At 74.8% G+C, this 18640-nt stretch carries 16 protein-coding genes, 2 tRNA genes and 1 pseudogene; 11 read left to right on the forward strand and 8 right to left on the reverse strand.

The genetic code is table 11. The features are described 5' to 3' along the window. The first annotated feature begins 9 nt into the window (after positions 1-9). The 3 genes from OHA86_RS07070 to OHA86_RS07080 all read left to right on the forward strand — a co-directional run bounded on the left by OHA86_RS07070 (position 10) and on the right by OHA86_RS07080 (position 1728). Positions 10-750 (forward strand): enoyl-CoA hydratase family protein, encoded by a 741-nt coding sequence (locus OHA86_RS07070; protein ID WP_329173419.1) that lies wholly within the window; start codon positions 10-12, stop codon positions 748-750. Further along, positions 738-1370, forward strand: a complete 633-nt coding sequence (locus tag OHA86_RS07075; protein ID WP_329173420.1) for a TetR/AcrR family transcriptional regulator — start codon at positions 738-740, stop codon at positions 1368-1370. The genes OHA86_RS07070 and OHA86_RS07075 overlap by 13 nt, the downstream gene beginning before the upstream one ends. 76 nt (positions 1371-1446) lie before the next feature. After that, entirely contained in the window at positions 1447-1728 is a 282-nt protein-coding gene (locus tag OHA86_RS07080; RefSeq protein WP_329173421.1) for a DUF6343 family protein, read from the forward strand. A gap of 51 nt (positions 1729-1779) precedes the next feature. On the opposite strand, the gene OHA86_RS07085 is transcribed toward OHA86_RS07080, so the two are convergent. After that, positions 1780-1856, reverse strand: a tRNA-Met gene (locus OHA86_RS07085). A 292-nt stretch (positions 1857-2148) separates the two neighbouring features. On the opposite strand from OHA86_RS07085, the gene OHA86_RS07090 reads away from it, so the two are divergent. Together OHA86_RS07090 and OHA86_RS07095 are read left to right on the forward strand one after the other, a co-directional pair. Beyond that, positions 2149-3090: a pseudouridine-5'-phosphate glycosidase gene (locus OHA86_RS07090; RefSeq protein ID WP_329173423.1), complete on the forward strand. Its 942-nt coding sequence runs from the start codon at positions 2149-2151 to the stop codon at positions 3088-3090. Beyond that, on the forward strand, positions 3087-3992 hold the full coding sequence (locus OHA86_RS07095) for a carbohydrate kinase family protein (protein WP_329173424.1): 906 nt from the start codon (positions 3087-3089) through the stop codon (positions 3990-3992). Before OHA86_RS07090 ends, OHA86_RS07095 begins: the two co-directional genes overlap by 4 nt. Positions 3993-4035: 43 nt before the next feature. Here the strand turns inward: OHA86_RS07095 and OHA86_RS07100 are convergent, their stop codons facing one another. Further along, positions 4036-4182 (reverse strand): hypothetical protein, encoded by a 147-nt coding sequence (locus tag OHA86_RS07100; RefSeq protein WP_329173425.1) that lies wholly within the window; start codon positions 4180-4182, stop codon positions 4036-4038. An 87-nt stretch (positions 4183-4269) separates the two neighbouring features. Here OHA86_RS07100 and OHA86_RS07105 point away from each other — a divergent pair, with 87 nt between their 5' ends. Next, positions 4270-4416, forward strand: a complete 147-nt coding sequence (locus OHA86_RS07105) for a hypothetical protein (RefSeq protein ID WP_329173426.1) — start codon at positions 4270-4272, stop codon at positions 4414-4416. 306 nt (positions 4417-4722) lie between these two features. On the opposite strand, the pseudogene OHA86_RS07110 reads toward OHA86_RS07105, so the two are convergent. The 3 genes and pseudogenes from OHA86_RS07110 to OHA86_RS07120 all read right to left on the reverse strand — a co-directional run. Next, positions 4723-4908: pseudogene (locus tag OHA86_RS07110) on the reverse strand (VOC family protein); the annotation flags it as partial. A 28-nt stretch (positions 4909-4936) separates the two neighbouring features. Further along, positions 4937-5024: transfer RNA gene (locus OHA86_RS07115), tRNA-Leu, on the reverse strand. Positions 5025-5092: 68 nt separating this feature from the next. Next, positions 5093-5446: a chorismate mutase gene (locus tag OHA86_RS07120; RefSeq protein ID WP_329173427.1), complete on the reverse strand. Its 354-nt coding sequence runs from the start codon at positions 5444-5446 to the stop codon at positions 5093-5095. A gap of 119 nt (positions 5447-5565) precedes the next feature. Here OHA86_RS07120 and fdhD point away from each other — a divergent pair, with 119 nt between their 5' ends. The 4 genes from fdhD to OHA86_RS07140 all read left to right on the forward strand — a co-directional run bounded on the left by fdhD (position 5566) and on the right by OHA86_RS07140 (position 9927). Next, positions 5566-6411 (forward strand): formate dehydrogenase accessory sulfurtransferase FdhD, encoded by an 846-nt coding sequence (fdhD, locus tag OHA86_RS07125; protein ID WP_329173429.1) that lies wholly within the window; start codon positions 5566-5568, stop codon positions 6409-6411. 61 nt (positions 6412-6472) lie between these two features. Then, complete coding sequence (locus OHA86_RS07130; RefSeq protein WP_329173431.1) at positions 6473-6847, forward strand: hypothetical protein; 375 nt, start codon at positions 6473-6475, stop codon at positions 6845-6847. Positions 6848-6960: 113 nt separating this feature from the next. Then, positions 6961-7833, forward strand: coding sequence for a LysR family transcriptional regulator (locus OHA86_RS07135; RefSeq protein WP_329173433.1), 873 nt, complete (start codon positions 6961-6963; stop codon positions 7831-7833). A 267-nt stretch (positions 7834-8100) separates the two neighbouring features. After that, positions 8101-9927: an AMP-dependent synthetase/ligase gene (locus tag OHA86_RS07140; RefSeq protein ID WP_329173435.1), complete on the forward strand. Its 1827-nt coding sequence runs from the start codon at positions 8101-8103 to the stop codon at positions 9925-9927. Positions 9928-10052: 125 nt separating this feature from the next. On the opposite strand, the gene OHA86_RS07145 is transcribed toward OHA86_RS07140, so the two are convergent. Genes OHA86_RS07145 through OHA86_RS07155 form a run of 3 tightly spaced genes read right to left on the reverse strand, consistent with a single transcriptional unit; the run spans position 10053 to position 17601 of the window. Then, on the reverse strand, positions 10053-12212 hold the full coding sequence (locus OHA86_RS07145) for a metallophosphoesterase (RefSeq protein ID WP_329173437.1): 2160 nt from the start codon (positions 12210-12212) through the stop codon (positions 10053-10055). Beyond that, positions 12209-16873 carry an FtsK/SpoIIIE domain-containing protein gene (locus OHA86_RS07150; RefSeq protein WP_329173438.1) on the reverse strand — a complete coding sequence of 1555 codons (4665 nt, stop codon included), beginning with the start codon at positions 16871-16873 and terminating at the stop codon, positions 12209-12211. Before OHA86_RS07150 ends, OHA86_RS07145 begins: the two co-directional genes overlap by 4 nt. Positions 16874-16917: 44 nt before the next feature. Then, positions 16918-17601 carry an SLATT domain-containing protein gene (locus OHA86_RS07155; RefSeq protein WP_329173439.1) on the reverse strand — a complete coding sequence of 228 codons (684 nt, stop codon included), beginning with the start codon at positions 17599-17601 and terminating at the stop codon, positions 16918-16920. Positions 17602-17780: 179 nt separating this feature from the next. Here OHA86_RS07155 and OHA86_RS07160 point away from each other — a divergent pair, with 179 nt between their 5' ends. Continuing rightward, complete coding sequence (locus OHA86_RS07160) at positions 17781-18608, forward strand: aldo/keto reductase (RefSeq protein WP_329173440.1); 828 nt, start codon at positions 17781-17783, stop codon at positions 18606-18608. The last annotated feature ends 32 nt before the right edge of the window (positions 18609-18640 follow it).

The following is an 18640-nucleotide window of genomic DNA, read 5'->3' on the forward strand; positions in this document are numbered from 1 at the left end:
GGATCCGCCGTGACCACCGCGCCTCTGGTGCGCCGGGACACCGACCGCGCCATCACCGTCCTCACCCTGGACTCCCCGCACAACCGCAACGCCCTGTCCGCCGCGCTGATCGCAGAGCTGACCGACGTCCTGGACACCGCGGACGCCGACCCGGGCGTCAGGGCCGTACTGCTCACCCACACCGGCGGCACCTTCTGCTCGGGCGCCGACCTCAAGGCCGACGGCATCCACCGCGGCCCGGGGCTGCTGGTCGGCCTGATCGAGCGGATCGCCACCCTGTCCAAGCCGGTGGTGGCGCGGGCCGACGGGCACGTGCGGGCGGGCGGCCTCGGGCTGCTCGCGGCCTGCGACATCGCGGTGGCCGGCAGCGCGGCCACCTTCGCCTTCACCGAGGTACGCCTCGGGCTGGCCGCGTCCGTGGCCTCCATCCCGGTGCTGGCGCGGACCGACCGGCGGGCCGCGGAGCGCTATCTGCTCACCGGGGAGCCCTTCGACACCGCGGAGGCGGTCAGGATCGGCCTGGTCACCGCCTGGGACACCGCGCTCGACGGCATCCTGGCCGGGCTTCGGGCATCCTCGCCGCAGGGGCTCGCTGCGTCCAAGGAGATCACGACGGCCCTGCTCAGGGAGCGGATCGCCGCCGAGGCGTCCGCCCGGCAGGAGCAGAGCGGCCGGCTCTTCGAGTCGGCGGAGGCCGCCGAGGGCATCAGGGCCGCGCTGGAGCGCCGGGACCCGCCATGGGCGCTGTGACCCCGGCCGCCGACCGCTTCCCCAAACAGGACCGCAGCCGCGCCACCCGGCTGCGCATCCTGGAGGCGGCGGTCTCCTGCCTGGCGGAACACGGCTGGTCGGGCAGTACGGTCGCGGTCGTCTGCGCCCGCGCCGGGGTCTCCAGGGGCGCCGCGCAGCACCACTTCCCCACCCGTGAGGAACTCTTCACCGCGGCCATCGCGCACATGGCGGAACAGTGGCTGACCGCGGTGCGCGAGCACGCCCGCGCGCTGCCCCGCGAAGGCCCCGGCCGCACGTACGCGGTGGTCGACATGCTGGTGGCCGTGCACACCGGGCCGCTCTTCCGGGCCGCGCTGCACCTGTGGACGGCGGCCACCGCGGAGGAGCGGCTGCGGCCCGGGGTGACCGCGCTCGAAGCCCGGATCGGCCGCGAGGCGCACCGCCTGGCCGTCGACTTCCTCGGCGCCGACGAGTCGCGGCCCGGGGTGCGCGAGACCGTACAGGCGACCCTGGACATGGCGCGCGGACTGGGCCTGGCGAATCTGCTCAGCGACGACTCGGTCCGGCGCGGCCGTATCGTCCGCCAGTGGGCCGCGGTGCTCGACCAGGTGCTCCGCGACCCCGGCCCGGCGGCCTGACCGCGCGGCGGCCCTTCCGCAGCGGTTTCGTCCGGCCCGCCCAGGGTGGATGCTGGAAGGGAGAGGGGGCCGCCTGATGCGCAGAACCGGATACGAACCGACACAGGCCCGCAGCCCACTGCGGCTGCGGCTCGGACTCGCCGTGTGCGGGGTGGTCTGGGGAATCGGGGCGGCCATCGGCTTCGCGCTCTTCGCCCAGCCCGGCTGGGCGGCGCTCTGCGCGGTGATCGCCGCGATAGCGGCGGCGGACTGCGTGATCGTCGTCCGGCACATGCGGCAGGGGGCGCGCTACCAGCCGGGCCGCGACGTTCCACCCTACCCACCGGTCGAGCGGCGCCCCAAGCAGCGGCGCCACTGACCCCGAGCACGGCGAAGGACCCGGTGCCTGATGGCACCGGGTCCTTCCCATTGGTAGCGGGGACAGGATTTGAACCTGCGACCTCTGGGTTATGAGCCCAGCGAGCTACCGAGCTGCTCCACCCCGCGTCGGTGAACCCCACTCTACGGCCTCCCCCCGCCCGCACCAAATCGCCCCGGACACGGTTCGCCCCCGCCGCGTCGGACGGCGCCGCCCAGGGGCGCGGGGAACTGCGCGACAAGCCGCCGCGGCGCCGCGGACAAGCACGCACCGCAAGGGGCACTCGCCCAGGGCCACGCACCGCAAGGGGCACTCGCCCAGGGCCACGCGCCAGGCGCACAGCGGACCCGGGGGCCACAGCCCCCGCGAGCCCCGCACGGGAGATGTTTGGGGCCACCCGGAAAGCGCCAGGTAGGGGGCATGGAGAAACGTGGTGCGGGACAAGGCCCGGCCGGGATCGTGACCTCGCCCGAGGTCGCGGAAGCCCTCAGCCGGCGCCGGCCCATCGTGGCGCTGGAGTCGACGATCATCGCGCACGGCCTCCCCCGGCCGCGCAATCTGCGGGTCGCCCAGGAGCTGGAGGAGATCGTCAGGAAGGCGGGCGCCGTACCGGCCACCGTCGCGGTGATCGACGGTGTGCCCCGGGTCGGGCTGACCGAGGGCGAGGTCGAGCGGGTCGCCCGGGACCCGGACATGCGCAAGCTCGGCTTCCGCGACCTGGCGCCGGCGATGGCGGCCGGCGTGAGCGGGGCGACGACGGTGTCGGGCACGGCCTTCCTGGCGGCCCGCGCGGGCATCCGGGTGTTCGGCACCGGGGGCCTCGGCGGGGTGCACCGCGGCTGGGGGGACGTCCAGGACGAGTCGGCCGACCTGCCGCTGCTGGCCCGTACCCGGATCACCGTGGTGTGCGCGGGCGTGAAGTCGATCCTGGACGTCCCCGCGACGCTCCAGCGCCTCGAAACCCTGGGCGTCGGCGTGCTCGGCTTCCGTACCGACCGCTTCCCCGGCTTCTATCTGACCGACTCCGGCGAGCCGGTGGACTGGACGGTGCGGGACGCGAGGGAGGTGGCCGCGGTGATGCGCGGCCAGGACGCGCTCGGCGGACACGAGTCGGCGCTGATCGTCGCCAACCCGGTCCCGGCCGGGAGCCAGCTGGACCGCGGCCTGCACGACCGGGTTCTCGCGGAGGCGCTGGCGGCGGTGGACCGCGAGGGGGTCACCGGGCAGGCGATCACGCCCTTCCTGCTGGCGTATCTGACCGAGCACACCGAGGGCGCCTCGCTCGAGGCGAATCTCGCCGCGGTCCGCGGCAATGTGGCACTGGCCGGGGAGATCGCCGTCGCCTGGTCGCGGCGGCCGTGAGCGGGGCGGGCCGCGGGCTGCTGGTGGTCGGCGACGTCGTGACCGACGTGGTGGCCCGGCACACCGAGCCGCTGGCCGCGGACACCGACACGGCGGCCCGTATCGCGGTGCTGCCCGGCGGCGCGGGCGCGAACGTGGCGTGCTGGGCGGCGCGCCAGGGGGCGCCCGGGGGCGTGCGGCTGCTGGCCAGGGCGGGCGCGGACTCCGCCGCCTGGCACCGTACGGCCCTGGCGGCGGCGGGCGTCGAGGCGGTCCTGCGGGTGGACCAGGAGCAGCCCACGGCGGTGGTGATCGCACTGGTCGACGCCGCCGCGGAACGCACCCTGGTCACGGACAGCGGCGCGGCCTTCCGGCTCGGCCCGGCCGACTGGGACGACGCGCTGCTCGACGGGGTCGGCCATGTCCACCTGTCCGGCTATCTGTTCTTCTGCGACCCGGGCCGCGAACTGGCCGCCGTGGTCGGCGGGGCCGCCCGTGCCCGCGGTCTGCCGGTGAGCGTCGATCCGGCGTCGGCGGGCTTCCTGCGCGGCCTCGGTGTGCCGCGCTTCCTCAGCCTCGTGTCGGGCACCGACCTGCTGCTGCCCAATGCCGCCGAGGCCGCGCTGCTGTCCGGCGCGGACGAACCGGCCGCCGCCGCGGCCGAGTTGAGCCGCCGCGGCGGCACGGTGGTCGTGACGCTGGGCGCGGGCGGCGCGCTGGCCGCGTACGGCGGACGTGTCACCGCCCGTACGACCGCGGTGGCGGCCACCGCGGTCGACAGCACCGGCGCGGGCGACGCCTTCACCGGCGGGCTGCTCGCGGCCCGGTTGGCGGGCGCCGGCCTCGCCGACGCACTGGCGGCGGGCTGCCGGGCGGGCGCCGCCGCGGTGGCGGTGGTCGGCGGGCGGCCGGAACTGCCCTGATCCGGCCCCGGACAACCGCTCGGCACACTCCGCGGGCCGGAGATCACCGGCCCGCGCTGACCTCGTCGGCGAGCCGGGCCAGCCAGCCGCCGACGCTGTACGGGTCGGGCGGCTGCACCTCCATGCCGAGTTCGGCCACCGCGCCCGCGAGGTCGGCGTCGTCGGCCGCCAGTGCCGGCAGTTCGCGCAACTCCCCCGCCAGCCGGGCCGGGCCGGCGGCGGGCTGGGCGGCGGTCCGTACTGCTTGCGGTTTGAGTACCAGTCGGCGGCGGCGTAGTTGTTCGCGCTCGCGGTGAAGCCGTCGGCGGCGCCGCCGACGCTGGCCACGCTGTCGCCCCAGACCTTGAAGAAGAGCGCGGCGACCGTGGCGTACGAGGCGGCGAGCTGGTCGGGACCGCTGCCGTTGCCGGCCGGCTGCTCATGACCCGACAGGGCGTCCATCAGGGTCTTGGCGGCGCTGTTGTACGTGAACTGCTCGTCGCGCACCCGGTAGGAGGTGAGTGCAGGTGCGAGGGCTTGACGTCGAAGCCGCCCGAGCTGTCGGGCGGCGGGGTCGCCAGGCCCTTGAGCTGGTCGGCGCGGTCCTTGCCGGTGGGCAGGCCGTCGCCACCCCCGGCTCGCCGGGGGGCCTCTGCTGCGTCCGAGGGGGGGGACGGCGCACCCGGTGCAGGGCCGCTGCACGCCGTCGCGGTCCGCGGGGGCCGGTGACTGTCCGGTGGCGTTCGGCCTGTCAGGCGCGGCCGTGCGGCGTGACGTGGCAGCCGCCGGGGTCGGCGAAGGTGAAGGTCCGGCCGAAGGGGCCGCCGATCGGAGCGGAGACGATCGTGTGGCCGTCGGCGGCGGGAGCATCGCGAAGGGCCTGGACGTCTGTGGCGTGGAGCCGGGCCGCGGCACCGACGCCGGGCCGGACAACAGAAAAACCCCTGCTCGCAGGGGTTTTCTGCTGGTGTCCGAGGGGGGACTTGAACCCCCACGCCCGATAAAGGGCACTAGCACCTCAAGCTAGCGCGTCTGCCATTCCGCCACCCGGACCGGGTGTGCCGCCGCGACCGCGAAGTCGTGGTGACAGGGTCCACGATACCAAGGATCGGCGGTGCTTCTCACCTGCGATTCCCGCCGCCCGAACGGGGGCGCGCGGCGATCGCGCGGTGGTGGCGGACGACCTCGTCGATGATGAAGTTCAGGAACTTCTCGGCGAACGCCGGGTCGAGCCTGGCGTCCTCGGCGAGGCGGCGCAGCCGGGAGATCTGCGCGGCCTCGCGGGCCGGGTCGGCGGGCGGCAGGTGGTGGGCTGCCTTGAGTTCGCCGACCTGCTGGGTGCACTTGAAACGCTCGGCGAGCAGGTGCACCAGGGCGGCGTCCAGGTTGTCGATGCTGCCGCGCAGGTCCCTGAGCCGCTGCAGTGCCTGCTCATCACCCACCAGATTGCGCTCGGCGGTCGGCTGGTCGCTCATCTCGGTCTGCCATCCTGGATAGGTCCGTGGTGCACAGCTGCACATTCCCGATCACCCTATGACACCGTCGCGGGGGGTACGGCCGGGGGCGGGGACGGCGACGGAGGGACTGAGGACGGATGGGACGGGCCACCGAAAGGCGCCGGGTGCTGCGGATCCGCGGCGGGGCGGCCTCCCACCGGGCGGACACGCTGGTCGCCGAGGAGCCGATGGAGATCCGGCTGAACGGCCGCCCGCTGGCGATCACCATGCGGACGCCGGGCGACGATTTCGCGCTGGCCACCGGTTTCCTGGTCAGCGAGGGGGTACTCGCCGCCGCGCACGAGGTCGCGAACGTCGTCTACTGCGCGGGCGCGACGGCGGACGACGGGAACACGTACAACGTGGTGGACGTGACGCTCGCGCGCGGGGTGCCGGTCCCCGACATCAGCCTGGAGCGCAATGTCTACACGTCCTCCTCGTGCGGGTTGTGCGGCAAGGCCAGCCTTGACGCGGTCCGCACCACGACCCGGCTGCCGATCGCCGACAGCGGGCAGCCGTGGCTGACGCCCGAGCTGCTGGCCGTGCTGCCGGAGCGGCTGCGGGCCGGGCAGGCGGTCTTCGACAGGACCGGCGGGCTGCACGCCGCCGCGCTGTTCTCCGCCGACGGTGAGCTGCTGGACGTCCGCGAGGACGTCGGGCGGCACAACGCGGTGGACAAGCTGGTCGGGCGGGCGCTGCGGGACGGGCTGCTGCCGCTGGCCGACCGGATCCTGATGGTGTCGGGGCGGGCGTCGTTCGAGCTGGCGCAGAAGGCCGTGATGGCCGGGATCCCGGTGCTGGCTGCGGTCTCGGCGCCGTCCTCGCTGGCCGTGGACCTCGCCAGGGAGAGCGGCCTGACGCTGGTCGGCTTCCTGCGCGGCGACTCGATGAACGTCTACGCGGGCGAGGACCGTATCGTACTGGCGTCCGACCGGGCACACTGAGCCGGTCGCCGGCCGGCCGTTTCCGGCCCGACGCCCGTACGTCAGAACCGAGGAGCCCGGCGTGTTCGCCCTGAGTGCCGTCCTGGCCGTTCTGCTGCTGCTCGAAGTGGTGCCGTCGGCGCTGGCCGCGCTGACCCGGTTCGGGCCGGGGGTCGAACGGCTGGACGGCCTGACCAGGCTGGGACTGCGGCAGGGCAGGAACTCCTGGGTGGTGCCGGCCGCGGGAGTGCTGCACACGGCGGCGACCGCGGCGGTGATCGCCGGGATCCGGCGGCCCGCCTGGGGTGTCGCCGGCGGGGCCGCGGAGACGGCGTTCTTCTGCTGGGTGCTGCTGCGGCAGCTGCGGGCCGGCGACCGGGGCCGCCCGCTGTTCGCCTACGCGCTCTTCGCCTCGTGGGCGCTCGCCGTGCTGGTGGTGGCCGCCCTGCGGCTGTGACGACGGCGGCCGTACGAGCCGGGTCGCGGTCCAGCGTACGGGCGCAAGGGCGCGCGATCAGGTTGGCCGGTTACCGCCCTGACTGCCATCACGCACCGCGATAACGTGCCGCCATGTTCGAGCCGGCCCAGTTGCGTACGTTCCTTGCCGTCGCGCAGACGCTGAGTTTCACGCAGGCCGCGCACCGGCTCGGGCTGCGGCAGTCCACGGTCAGCCAGCACGTGCGGCGGCTGGAGGAGGCCGCGGGCTGCCGGCTGTTCCTGCGGGACACCCACGGGGTGGAGCTGACCGAGGACGGCGAGGCCATGCTCGGCTTCGCCCGGCCGATCCTGGAGTCCAACGAGCGGGCGGCGGCCTTCTTCGCCGGCACCCGGCTGCGCGGCCGGCTGCGGTTCGGGGTGTCGGAGGACTTCGTGCCGACCCGGCTGCCGGAGATCCTGGCGGGCTTTCGGCACGACCACCCCGAGGTGGACCTGGAGCTGACCGTGGAGCTGTCCGGCACCCTGCACCAGCGGCTCGACGCGGGCGGGCTCGACCTGTGCCTGGCCAAACGGCACAGCCCTGAGGGTCCGGGGCGGCTGGTGTGGCGGGACAAGCTGGTGTGGATCGGGGGCGAGCGGCTGCGGCTCGACCCGCGGCGGCCGGTGCCGCTGATCGCCTTCCCGCCGCCGGGGCTGACCCGGGCCAGGGTGCTCGATGTGCTGGAGCGGCACGGCAGGGCGTGGCAGGTGGCCGGCACCAGCGGGTCGCTGAGCGGTCTGGTCGCGGCGGCCAGGGCGGGCCTGGGCGTGATGGCGCATGCGCAAGGGCTGATTCCGGCCGGTCTCGTCCGGGTGCAGGCGCGCGCCTGCGGGCTGCCGGACCTCGGCGGGGTGGACTTCGTCCTGCTGCACGGCCGGCGGGACTCACACGCGCAGGAGGCGGCCGACGCGCTGGCCGACGCCATTCTGGCCGGCGGCGACCTGCTGCACCGGCCGCTGCCGTGAGCCGCCGGGCCGGCTGGGGCGTAGGGGACGCGGGAGACCCCCGGGGGTGGAGCGACCGTGACCGGCGCGGGCAGATTTGGTGGAGATCCGCCGCCGCCGCGGTACCGCCGCCGGGCCCGGGAATGAGCCGACCTCCTTGTCACAGCCGGAAAACCCGGCCCGACCAGCACAGACGTCCGAATCACCGATAACTTTCCGCCCCTCCCGCCGACCCGGCGGATCGGGTAACTTACGGCCCCGCACTGAGCGGTCCGAGGAGAGCACCCGTTGCGTCAGTTCACCGTCCCCCCACTGGCCACCTCACCCCAGGCAGGCGGTTTGGCGGATGCCGTGTTCGGCAACGCTCAGCAGACCCCGGACCAGGTCGTACTGGCCCGCGCCGACGACCGGGGCACATGGCACGACGTCAGCGCCGCCGCCTTCCGCGACCAGGTGCTCGCGGTCGCCAAGGGCATGCTCGCCCAGGGCGTCCGCTTCGGCGACCGGGTCGCGATCATGTCCCGCACCCGCTACGAGTGGACGCTGTTCGACTTCGCCCTGTGGGCGATCGGCGCCCAGTCGGTCCCGGTCTACCCGACCTCGTCCTCCGAGCAGGTCCGCTGGATGCTGCACGACTCGGGCGCGGTCGCGGCGGTCGTGGAGCACGAGGACCACGCGATGACGATCGGCGCCGCCGTCGACGAACTGCCGCGGCTGAACCGGCTGTGGCAGCTGGACGCGGGCTGCGTCGAGGAGCTGTCGCAGGCCGGGCGGCACATCGGCGACGACGTGGTGGAGCGGCACCGGCTGGCCGTGACGCCGGACGCGGTCGCCACCGTCATCTACACCTCGGGCACCACCGGCCGCCCCAAGGGCTGCGTCATCACCCACGCCAACTTCATGGCCGAGACCGACAACGTCGTGGCCCGCTGGGAGCCGGTCTTCGCCAGCAAGCCGGGCGAGGAGCCGTCCACGCTGCTCTTCCTGCCGCTCGCGCACGTCTTCGGCCGGATGGTCGAGGTGGCCTGCGTCCGGCACCGGATCAGGCTCGGGCACCAGCCCAGCATGGCCGCGAGCGATCTGATCCCGTCGCTGGCCGGCTTCCGGCCGACCTTCGTGCTGGCGGTGCCCTATGTCTTCGAGAAGGTCTTCCAGGCCGCCCGCCGCCGGGCGGAGAGCGGCGGGAAGCTGGGGCCGTTCGACAAGGCGGTGGACATCGCGGTCCGGCACGCGGAAGCCGTGGAGGCCAAGGCCTTCGGTGCCGGGGCCGGCCCCGGCACCGCGCTGCGGATGCAGCACCAGCTCTACGAGAAACTGGTCTACAGCAAGGTGCGCGACGCGCTCGGCGGCCGGGTGCGGCACGCGATCTCCGGCGGCTCGGCGATGGAGCGCCGCCTCGGGCTGTTCTTCTCCGGCGCGGGCGTGACGATCTACGAGGGCTACGGCCTCACGGAGACCACCGCCGCGGCGACGGCGAACCCGCCCGAGCAGACCCGTTTCGGCACCGTCGGCCTTCCGGTGCCCGGCACCACCGTGCTGATCGGCGAGGACGGCGAGATCTGGCTGCGCGGCGGGCAGGTCTTCTCCGGCTACCTCAACAACGTCAAGGCCACCGACGAGGTGCTGCGGGACGGCTGGCTGGCCACCGGCGACATCGGCTCGCTCGACGAGGACGGCTATCTGACCATCACCGGGCGGAAGAAGGAGATCCTGGTGACCAGCGGCGGCAAGAGCGTGTCGCCGATCGCGCTGGAGGACCGGGTGCGGGCGCATCCGCTGGTCGCGCAGTGCGTGGTGGTCGGCAACAACCGGCCGTTCGTGGCGGCGCTGGTCACGCTGGACCCGGAGGCGGTCACGCACTGGCTGAGCATGCGCGGCAAGCCGCGGCTCAAGTCGGCGGAACTGCTGCACGACCCGGACCTGGAGGCCGAGATCCGCCGGGCCGTCGTCGCCGCGAACACCCTGGTCTCGCAGGCCGAGTCGATCCGCACCTTCCGCATACTGGCCGCGCAGTTCAGCGAGGAGCGCGGCATGCTGACACCGTCCCTGAAGCTCAAGCGCCGGGCGATCGAGTCGACCTACGCGTCGGAGATCGAGGCGCTGTACCGGGCGTGAGAGGGCGTCACGTCCGTGAGGGGGTGTCACGTCCGTGAGGGGGTGTCACGCGGGCGCGAGGCTCACCTCCGCGAGAGGCTTTCACCCGCGTGAGACCCTCTCGCCGGCGGGGCAGGGGCTCGCTGTCAGGCGTCCGCGCACAGGTCGGTGAGGGTACGTTCGGTGGGGGCGCCCGGGCGGAAGGCGTAGACGTCGCCCGGGGTCCACTGGCCGCCGTCGAGGCGGACCGTGCGGACCGCGAGGGTGTGGGTGCCGCCGCCCTCCCGGGCCACGAACAGCTCGTTGTAGCCGTTGCGCTCATCGGTGTCCCGGCTGGCCAGCGCGGGCGCGCCCGCGATCCGCACGGTCCACGGCGGCCCCGCCCCGAGCAGCCGCTCCGCGGCGGCGAAGGCCTCGTGCGTGTGGCCGTGCAGGACGAGCGAGGTCCTGGCCGCGGCGAGCGCGCGCCTGGCCTGCCCGGCGTTGACGACCCCGGAATAAGGCGCGACCTCCACGGTCGGAACCGGCGTGAGCGGGTGGTGCAGCGCGGCGACGGTGACGTAGCCGCGCTCGGCGGACAGCCGGTCGAGGACGCCGCGGGCGATGACGGCGGGGTCGTGGCGTTCGAAGTCCCGCACGACGGCCGCGATATCGACGTCGGCGGGCGCGCCGGCCGCACCGCCGCCGCCCGCACCGCCGCCGCCCGCACCGCCGCCGCCCGCACCGTCGCCGCCCGCACCGCCGGCCGCCGCCGCGTACCGCTCCTGGATGCCGCGCAGCCGCTCGCGGTCCTCGTCGCGGGCCGCCTCGCCGCCGGATTCCGCGCTGCCGAGCAGCGCGAAGCGCAGTCCGAACCCGGGGTAGCCGACGTAGAGGCGGCGCGCCCGCAGGTCGGCGAGCTGGAGGTCGGGGTGCGGCAGGCCGGCGAAGGTCGCCGCGAACCAGTGGTGCCTGGCCTGCGGCGACGGGTCGAGCGCCAGGTCCCAGGACACATCGTGGTTGCCGCCGACCAGCAGGATTCGCGGGTCGTCGGGGCGCAGGTCGCGGTGCGCGGCGAGCAGTCCTGCCAGTTCGTCCAGCCAGGCGCGGGCCAGGGCGCCGTGCGCGTCGGAGGGCCGGTCGACGATGTCGCCGGTGACGACGACCAGGTGCGGGGCGCGGCCCTGCGCGGCGAGTTGGCGTACGTGGTCCAGGTAGCTGTCGAGCGCGGTGCCCGCGCCGGCGAGGGCGGCGAGCTTGTGGCCTGCCTGCGTACGGTCCTTGGCGTCGACCGTGGCGGACAGCCGCCCGCCGTGGTGCAGGTCGGATATGTGGTGGACGCGCAGCACCTCGGGCAGGTGCCGGGCGAGCACCGGGTCGTCGGCGAGGGAGGCGCCGTTGCGCCCCCGGTCGGACCCGTCGGCGGACGCGGCGGCCCCGCCGCCGGACGCGGCCCCGTACGCCGTCACCCCGGCGGCGGACCGGTACGCGGACGCCGGGCCGTCGGTCGCGCGGACGGCGGGATCGGCCGGGACGGGCAGGCCGGCGGCACGCCAGCGGGCGGCGCGCAGGGCGGCGCGGTGCTGCTCGCCGAGCCCGTTGTGGAACCACTGCTGGATGTATTCGTGCCGGTCCTCGGCCACTTCGGCGGCGGCGCGCAGCAGCGCCTCGGGGTCGGTGCGAAGCGCGGGGCGCTCCTCGGCGCTGTGCAGGACGAGTTCGAGCAGGAAGGGGGTGTGCAGCCAGCCGGCTTCCGCGTCGCGCAGCCAGTCCACCAGTGCGGGCGCCCACTGCGGCGCCCTGGCCGCCATCCGCGCGGACTCCCCGGCGTCGAGCACCGGCGGGCGCAGGACGTCCTTGTTCGCGTCGGGGCCCAGGTGCGGGACCAGCAGGGCGCTCTCCGCCGGGGTGGCGAGGACCAGGGCGGTGGCGCCGGTGTCGCCGATCCGGTGCAGGCCCTCGGCGAGCACCTCGGGCGCGAGGCCGGGGCCGCCGGGCCGGGCGAGTGCGGGTTCGTCGACGATGACCAGCTGCCCTTCCCCCACCGGCGGCGCGGACTTGACGCCGGTCAGGCAGCCGAGCCTGGTCTTGCGCACCGACGCTGAGGACCGCAGGTCGACCCGTACGGTGCCGCCGTCCGGCCGCAGATCGGCGATGCCCTGCGCCAGCCAGGTCTTGCCGGCCCGGCGCGGCATGACCACCAGCCAGGCCGCGCTGTTGGGCGCGGCGCCCTCGGCGGGCGGCCGGATCCAGCTGGGCGTCCGCCCGCCGCCGAGCCTGATGTCGAGGTCGGCGCGGTAGGACTGGCTCGGCCGGAAGACGCTCATGCAGGTAGCTCCCCGTCACGCAGTTGGATTTCGTTCCTGGCGATCCAGTCCAGCAGCGGTGGGTCGTCGAGCCACTCCTCGCCCGGCCGCAGCAGGCCCACCTCGCGCAGGTCCTCGCGCTGTGCGGGAGTGGCGTCGCGGGGCACGGTGCCGGGTGCGGTGAGCAGCGCGGCCCGTCCCGCCGGGCCGATCTCGGCCCAGCGGGACTGGAAGTACGACGACCACTCGGTGAGCAGCCGCCGGTCGAGCAGTTCGCGCAGTGCCCCGGAATCCGACAGCGCGCGCAGGTCGTTGCCCTGGACGGCACTCACCACGGCGTCGCCGGCCACCTGGAGGTAGAAGGGCCAGCTGCCGACGGTTCGCACGATGTCGGCGGCGGCGGTGTCGCGGGCGAGGGCCACGCCGAGGTTGGCCGCGGTGCCGGACAGGAAGTCCAGTGCGGCTTCCCGGTCGAGCGGGCCGAGCAGCCGGGCGTTGACGTCGTTGCCGAAGCTGGAACCCGGCACGGTCAGCGCCCGGCGCACCACGGTCCGCCAGTCCTTCTCGCTGCCGGTGTAGAGCAGCCAGGCACCGGCCTGGCCGAGGTCGCGCAGCCAGGACACCGCGGCCGGGCTGTAGCCGGCCAGCCGCCCCACCTCGTCCAGCAGGAAGACCAGCCGGGAACCGCCCGCGGTCCCTGCGGCCTTGTCGAGCAGTGCCTCGGCCGGGCTGCCGGCCTGCCGCATCCCGCGGTCGAGCAGCGCGGCCAGCGCGTCGGGGCTGTCCACCGCGTCCTTCAGCGGCGGTACGAGCAGCCGGTGGATCTCCCGGCGGCTGCCTTCCGCGGCCAGCCGCCGCGACAGCTCTTCGAGCACCCAGGTCTTGCCCGCCCTGCGCGGTCCGAGCAGTGCGACCGAGGCGCCGGTGGCGTGCCGGTCGCGCAGCCATGCGAGGACGTCCTCCCGGCCGACCGGGCGGCCCCTGCCGGACCCCACATGGAATTTCTCGGCGGCCCGCGGGGCGTCGTCGATGGTGAACGGCCGCCGGGGCTGCGGCACATGCTCGTCGCGCTCCCGTAATCGCGCGGCCAGCCGGTCCAGCGCGTCGCTCTGGCCGCGTCCTGTGGGTTCGCCGTCGAGCAGCGCGATCTGCAGCTCGACGGGGCTGAACGCCCGCAGGGCGCGGCCGGGTTCGAGGTGGCCGCGGGGGGTTTCGACGCCCAGCGCCTCGTAGGCCTGTCTGTCCCGCTGGTCGAGGACGAGCAGGTCCGCCACCGGGGCGCGCAGTTCGGTGAAGAAGGCGTCGGCTTCCCCGGCCAGTACGACCTGGATGCCCGCCCGCGCGCCCTCGCTCATCAGCAGTGCCAGGTCGTCGCGCATCCGCCCGTAGTCCCGGTCGGCGAACTCCGCGAAGGTCTCCCAGCGGTCGAGCAGCAGCACCAGGTACGGCAGCCTGCGCCCTTCGGGCACGGCCTGGCGCTGGGCGGCGATGTCGCTGAACCCGCTCTCGGCGAAGAGCTGTTGGCGGCGGTAGAGGGCGGCGGTGAGCCGGCTGGTCAGCCGCGCCATGTGGTCGGGCCTGCCCCGGTTGACCACGGCGCCGCAGTGCGGCAGCCGGCTGAGCACCTGGAGCGCGCCGTTGCCGCAGTCGATGCAGAAGAGGTGGACGTCGGCGGTGCTGTGCCGTACGGCGAGGGCCGCGGCGAGCGTGCGCAGGAACTGTGATCTGCCGCTGCGCGGCGCGCCCGCCGCGGCCAGCGGACCGTCCGCGGCGAGGTCGAAGAGCGCCGGCTGCCTGCCGACCTCGTCGGCGAGTTCCTGCACCCCGTACGCCACCGGTGCCGGGTCCCGCGGGTCCCCTTCCGGCGCGGGCAGCTCCGAGAGGGTGACCACTCTCGGCAGCGGCTCCGGCAGCGGCCCGGGAAGCGGCCTCACCCCGAGGCGCCTCGCGGCGGTGCGCACCGCCGACACCAGCAGGTCGAGGTCGGTCGCCGGGGCGGCCCCGCCGGAGGGGGACGGGCCGGTCGTGACGGCGGGCGGCAGCAGGCCGGCCGGGTCGAGGTCCCTGATCGCGATCACAGGGTCCGGCCGGTGGCCGGAACCCACTACGACCGGCAACGCGGCCTGGAATTCCCGCAGTTCCTCCGCGCCGGTGCGTAAGAAGGCCCGGCCGGGGCTCGACCGGGAGATCGCCGCCGCGTCGGGCGCGTCGATGACCGAGGCGCTCTCGTCGGCGCCGGCGACCCGCAGGGCGATCCGCAGGTTGGTGATCGACTGGATGTCGGAGGTGAGCGATCCGCCGGGGCGCTGCGTGGCGAGCACCAGGTGCACGCCCAGCGAGCGTCCGCTCTGGGCGAGGTTCAGCAACCCTGCGACCACGATCGGCAGTTCACGGGCCAGTCCGGCGAACTCGGCGATCACAAGCACCAGTCGGGGCAGTGGCGGCAGTTCGCGCCGGCGGTCCCGCAGATCGTGGTAGTCGTCGATGTCCCGTGCCCCGTGGGCGCCGAGGTGGGCCTCCCGGGAGCGCAGCTCGGCCTGCAGGCGGTCGAGCATCCGCTCGGCCTGGCGGCCGTCGAGGTCGGCGATCAGGCTGGTGACATGGGGCAGCGCGGCGACCGAGCCGAAGGCGGTGCCGCCCTTGTAGTCGACCAGGACGAAGATCATCTCGTCCGGCCGGTTGGCGATCGCGAGCGAGGTGATCCAGCCGCGCAGGAACGCGGTGCGCCCCGAGTCGCCGGCCCCCGCGACCAACGCGTGCGGGCCGTGCCTGCGCAGGTCCAGCTCGAACGGCGACCCGTCCGCCTGCCCCACGACCGCGGTGGTCGACCGGGGCACCGCTGACCAGCGGGCGGCGATCGGCCCCGGGTCCGCCGGCGACTCCAGGCCGAGCAGTTCCGGCAGCGGCCGGTCCGCGAGATCCAGCGCGCGCTGGACCGCGTCGGCGTTCCGCAGCGGTGCCAGCGCCCTGGCCGGCGTCTCGAACCACGGTGTGCGCGGCAGGTCGGGCACGAACGGATACGGCCTGCCGAAGTCGATCCGCGGGCCGCCGCCGTCGACCGATATGTCGACCAGACAGCCGTAGCCGTACGGGAGTTGGCGTGCCTCCGTGCCCAGGCAGACGGCGTAGATCCCGGCCGCGGGACCCTCCTGGAGCAGGCGGGCGACGCCGGGCACCGCGCGCAGCCGCCGGATGCCGTCCAGGATCAGCACGACGGCGGGGCCGTGATACCCGCCGGACTCCGCGGCCTTGGGGCCGGCCGCCGCCGGCGTCCCGAACAGCGGCTGCGGCGCGCCCTGGCGCGGCAGGTCGTCCAGGAGCGCGGCCTGCTCCGCCGCCGCCCGCGCGGCATCCGCCGCGCTCTGCCGGTCGGACAGCAGCAGGAGCAGCGCGCCGATCTGCTGGGCCACGGACGTGGGGTCGGCGTGCACCCGGGGCGCGTCGGCGTCGTCCAGCGCGGAGGAGGAGCGCGGCAGCCACCGCAGCCACCGCCAGTCGGCGGCGCCCGCGGTGTCGGTGAGCACCCGTACGACGACGTCCTCCGGGCTGTGGTGGACGGCGGTCTGCAGCGCGAGCCAGCCCGCGAGCCGCCGGGGCCGGTCCCCGGCGCCCACCACACCGATCACCCCGCGCTGCGGCAGGCTGACCACCGCGGGGAAGGCGTAGTTCCACAGGTCCATCACGCCGCCGTCGGTCGGGACGGCGGTGCGCAGGCCGCAGCGCAGGGCGAGGAAGTCCGGGTCCGTCCGGCGGCGCTCCCACAGCCGATGGCTGCGCAGCACCGCGAAATCCCGGACGGCCGCGGCATCGGGGAAGGAGAAGTCCAGGAGCGCGGCGATGTCGTACGCCACCAGGTCCGCCGCGCGCAGCGCGCCGGCCAGGGGCGGCCCCGACCAGGCCAGCGGCATACCGGCGGCGAGCTGGGTCACCCGCAGTGCCCGCCACGATTCGCGCACCTTGCGCGCACGCTGGTCGCGGGTCGCCGGAGTGTGCCACCAGCGGTCCGTGGCCGGGAGGTCGGGGACGGTCAGAGCGGGCCGCGGCCGGCGGCGTGGCGGCCGGGTGAAGAGCAGCGTGCCGCCGTCACCGGGCGGCAGCTGGTCGGGCTCGGCGGGCTCCCGCGACCGCCACCGCAGGCATCTGGCGTCCGTTGGCGACGGGCCGCCGATGTGCCAGAAATCGCCTGCGTCTTCGGGGGGAGCGTCCGGACGCAGCCATATGCCCGTAGCGCTGCTGACCGGGAGCAAGTCCTCCACCTGCGAGCGCGCCAGAACGCCTTCGCCGAACCGCGGGTCGTTCACCGCTCGGTCGGGAAAGCGCGCCACCTCACCGGCACCCTCCCCCGCGACGACCCACAGCGTGGCGTCCCGGGTGACGGGCTCGTCGGGCAAGGAGGTGCCGGAGCCGACGCGTACGCCGTCGCGCAGCGGCGACTCCCCGAGCGCCATCCCGCCCGGCAGCGGGCTGTCGGCGATGTAGAGCATCGGGGCGGGGCTGGGCAGATCGTCGCGCGAGGGGTGTCCGGCGAGTCCGGTCCCGGTCGACCCGTTGCGCGGTCCTGATGCGCCCCATGCGAGGAAGAACTGCTCGGCGAGCTGCCGCATCGTCGTGGACTCCGGCGCGGTCAGCTCGATGTCGTGCCCGGTCCCGTCGGGGGTCACCACGGTCAGTGTCCTGCGCATCGACGTCCCACCCCCGTCCTGATGTCCGTCCCCGCCCGGCCTGTTCAGCGGTCCGAGCCGGGCAGCGCGCCCTGGCCGTGCAGTTCGCTGGTGCTGGAGCTGAACGCGGCCTGCCACTCGGCGGTTTCACCGTCGACGTGGCTGCGGACCGCACCCGCCAGCCGGTTGATGAGCGCCAACTGCCGTTCGACCTCAACCGGTTCGAGCAACCGGCCCGGTGTGTCCAGGCCGGGTCCGGCCCGCAGCACATCGGTGGCCCACTCCAGCCGTACGGCGTTCAGCTCGGTACGCAGGGCGTGGGCGACACCGATGTCCCGCATCCAGCTGGCGGACACCCCGAAGAAGTGGTCGAAGCCCTTGCAGCCCGCGGCGACCGCGAGCAGCACATAGCCCCAGCCCTGCCCCGAGCCGCCGTAGGCGGCCGTGCCGAGCGGCACGGCCGTGCCGGCCACCGCGAAGGCGATGGCCAGGCCCTGGAGCAGCCGGGAGGCGGCGCGCTTGGTCCGCTTGTCGCGCAGATACCAGTCGATGGCGGCCTCGGCGTCCTGCTCGGCCCAGGCGCGCAGCCGGGCCAGCGTCTCGCGCTGCGCGGCCGGGTCGGCGGCCGCGGCGGCCGGCACGTCCGGGAAGGGCTGCGCCTCAAGGTCCCTGCGCCCCCGGCGCGGTGCGCCGCGGCTGTCCGCCGCCGGTGCCCCCGCTGTCGCCGTCGGCCCGCTCTGGCCCGCCATCGGTCCCGCTCCCCTCGCCCTGCCCGGGCCGAGCCGGGTCCCCGCGCGTGAGGCTATCGGCTCGGATCACCGCGGGGCGCGGGAATGCGCCGATCGGCCGCCCGGTTGTACGCCGGGTCCGGCGCCCCCGCCGTGCCCCGATGCAGCCCGCCCCACCCCGACGTAAGGATCGACCGCCCGTGAGCCAGGTCCCCGCCATCACCCTCAACAACGGCGTGCTGATGCCGCAGCTCGGCTTCGGCGTCTGGCAGGTGCCGGACGGCGAGGCGACCGCGGCCGTCGCCAGCGCCCTCGACGCCGGCTACCGCAGCATCGACACTGCCGCGGTGTACGCCAACGAGAAGGGCACGGGCCGGGCGCTGGCCGCCTCGGGGCTGCCGCGCGAGGAGCTGTTCGTCACCACCAAACTGTGGAATTCCGACCAGGGTCACGACTCGGCGCTGCGGGCCTTCGACCGCTCGCTGGCCAAGCTGCGCCTGGAGTACGTGGACCTGTACCTGATCCACTGGCCGCAGCCGCGGCGCGATGCGTATACGGACACCTGGCGCGCCCTTGAGCGGATCGCGGCCGACGGCCGGGCGCGGGCGATCGGGGTGTCCAACTTCCAGCCCGCGCACCTGCGCCGGCTGACGGCCGGGGCCGGAGTGGTGCCTGCGGTGAACCAGATCGAGCTGCACCCGCAGCTCGCCCAGGCCGGACTGCGGTCCCTGCACGCGGAATTGGGCATCGCCACCGAGGCCTGGTCGCCGCTGGGCCAGGGCAAAGGCCTGCTGGACAACCCGGTGATCGGGAAGATCGCGGCACGGCACGGGCGGACCGCGGCGCAGGTGGTGCTGAGGTGGCACCTGCAACTGGGCAATGTCGTCATCCCCAAGTCGGTGACGCCGTCCAGGATCCGGGAGAACATCGACGTCTTCGGCTTCGAGCTGCCCGAGGAGGACCTCGCGGAGCTGGCCGCCCTGGACGACGGCACCCGGCTCGGCCCCGACCCGGACGCGGTCGGCTGATCCCATACGTAACAGCGGCGCAAGCCCCGGAG

Source organism: Streptomyces sp. NBC_01477 (assembly GCF_036227245.1).
Taxonomy (GTDB): Bacteria; Actinomycetota; Actinomycetes; order Streptomycetales; family Streptomycetaceae; genus Actinacidiphila.

Coding starts and splice junctions, on each gene's coding strand:
- OHA86_RS07075 (WP_329173420.1), top strand. CDS start 738: ATGGGCGCTGTGACCCCGGCCGCCGACCGCTTCCCCAAACAGGACCGC.
- OHA86_RS07080 (WP_329173421.1), top strand. CDS start 1,447: ATGCGCAGAACCGGATACGAACCGACACAGGCCCGCAGCCCACTGCGG.
- OHA86_RS07090 (WP_329173423.1), top strand. CDS start 2,149: ATGGAGAAACGTGGTGCGGGACAAGGCCCGGCCGGGATCGTGACCTCG.
- OHA86_RS07120 (WP_329173427.1), bottom strand. CDS start 5,446: ATGAGCGACCAGCCGACCGCCGAGCGCAATCTGGTGGGTGATGAGCAG.
- fdhD (WP_329173429.1), top strand. CDS start 5,566: ATGGGACGGGCCACCGAAAGGCGCCGGGTGCTGCGGATCCGCGGCGGG.
- OHA86_RS07135 (WP_329173433.1), top strand. CDS start 6,961: ATGTTCGAGCCGGCCCAGTTGCGTACGTTCCTTGCCGTCGCGCAGACG.
- OHA86_RS07145 (WP_329173437.1), bottom strand. CDS start 12,212: ATGAGCGTCTTCCGGCCGAGCCAGTCCTACCGCGCCGACCTCGACATC.
- OHA86_RS07150 (WP_329173438.1), bottom strand. CDS start 16,873: ATGCGCAGGACACTGACCGTGGTGACCCCCGACGGGACCGGGCACGAC.
- OHA86_RS07155 (WP_329173439.1), bottom strand. CDS start 17,601: ATGGCGGGCCAGAGCGGGCCGACGGCGACAGCGGGGGCACCGGCGGCG.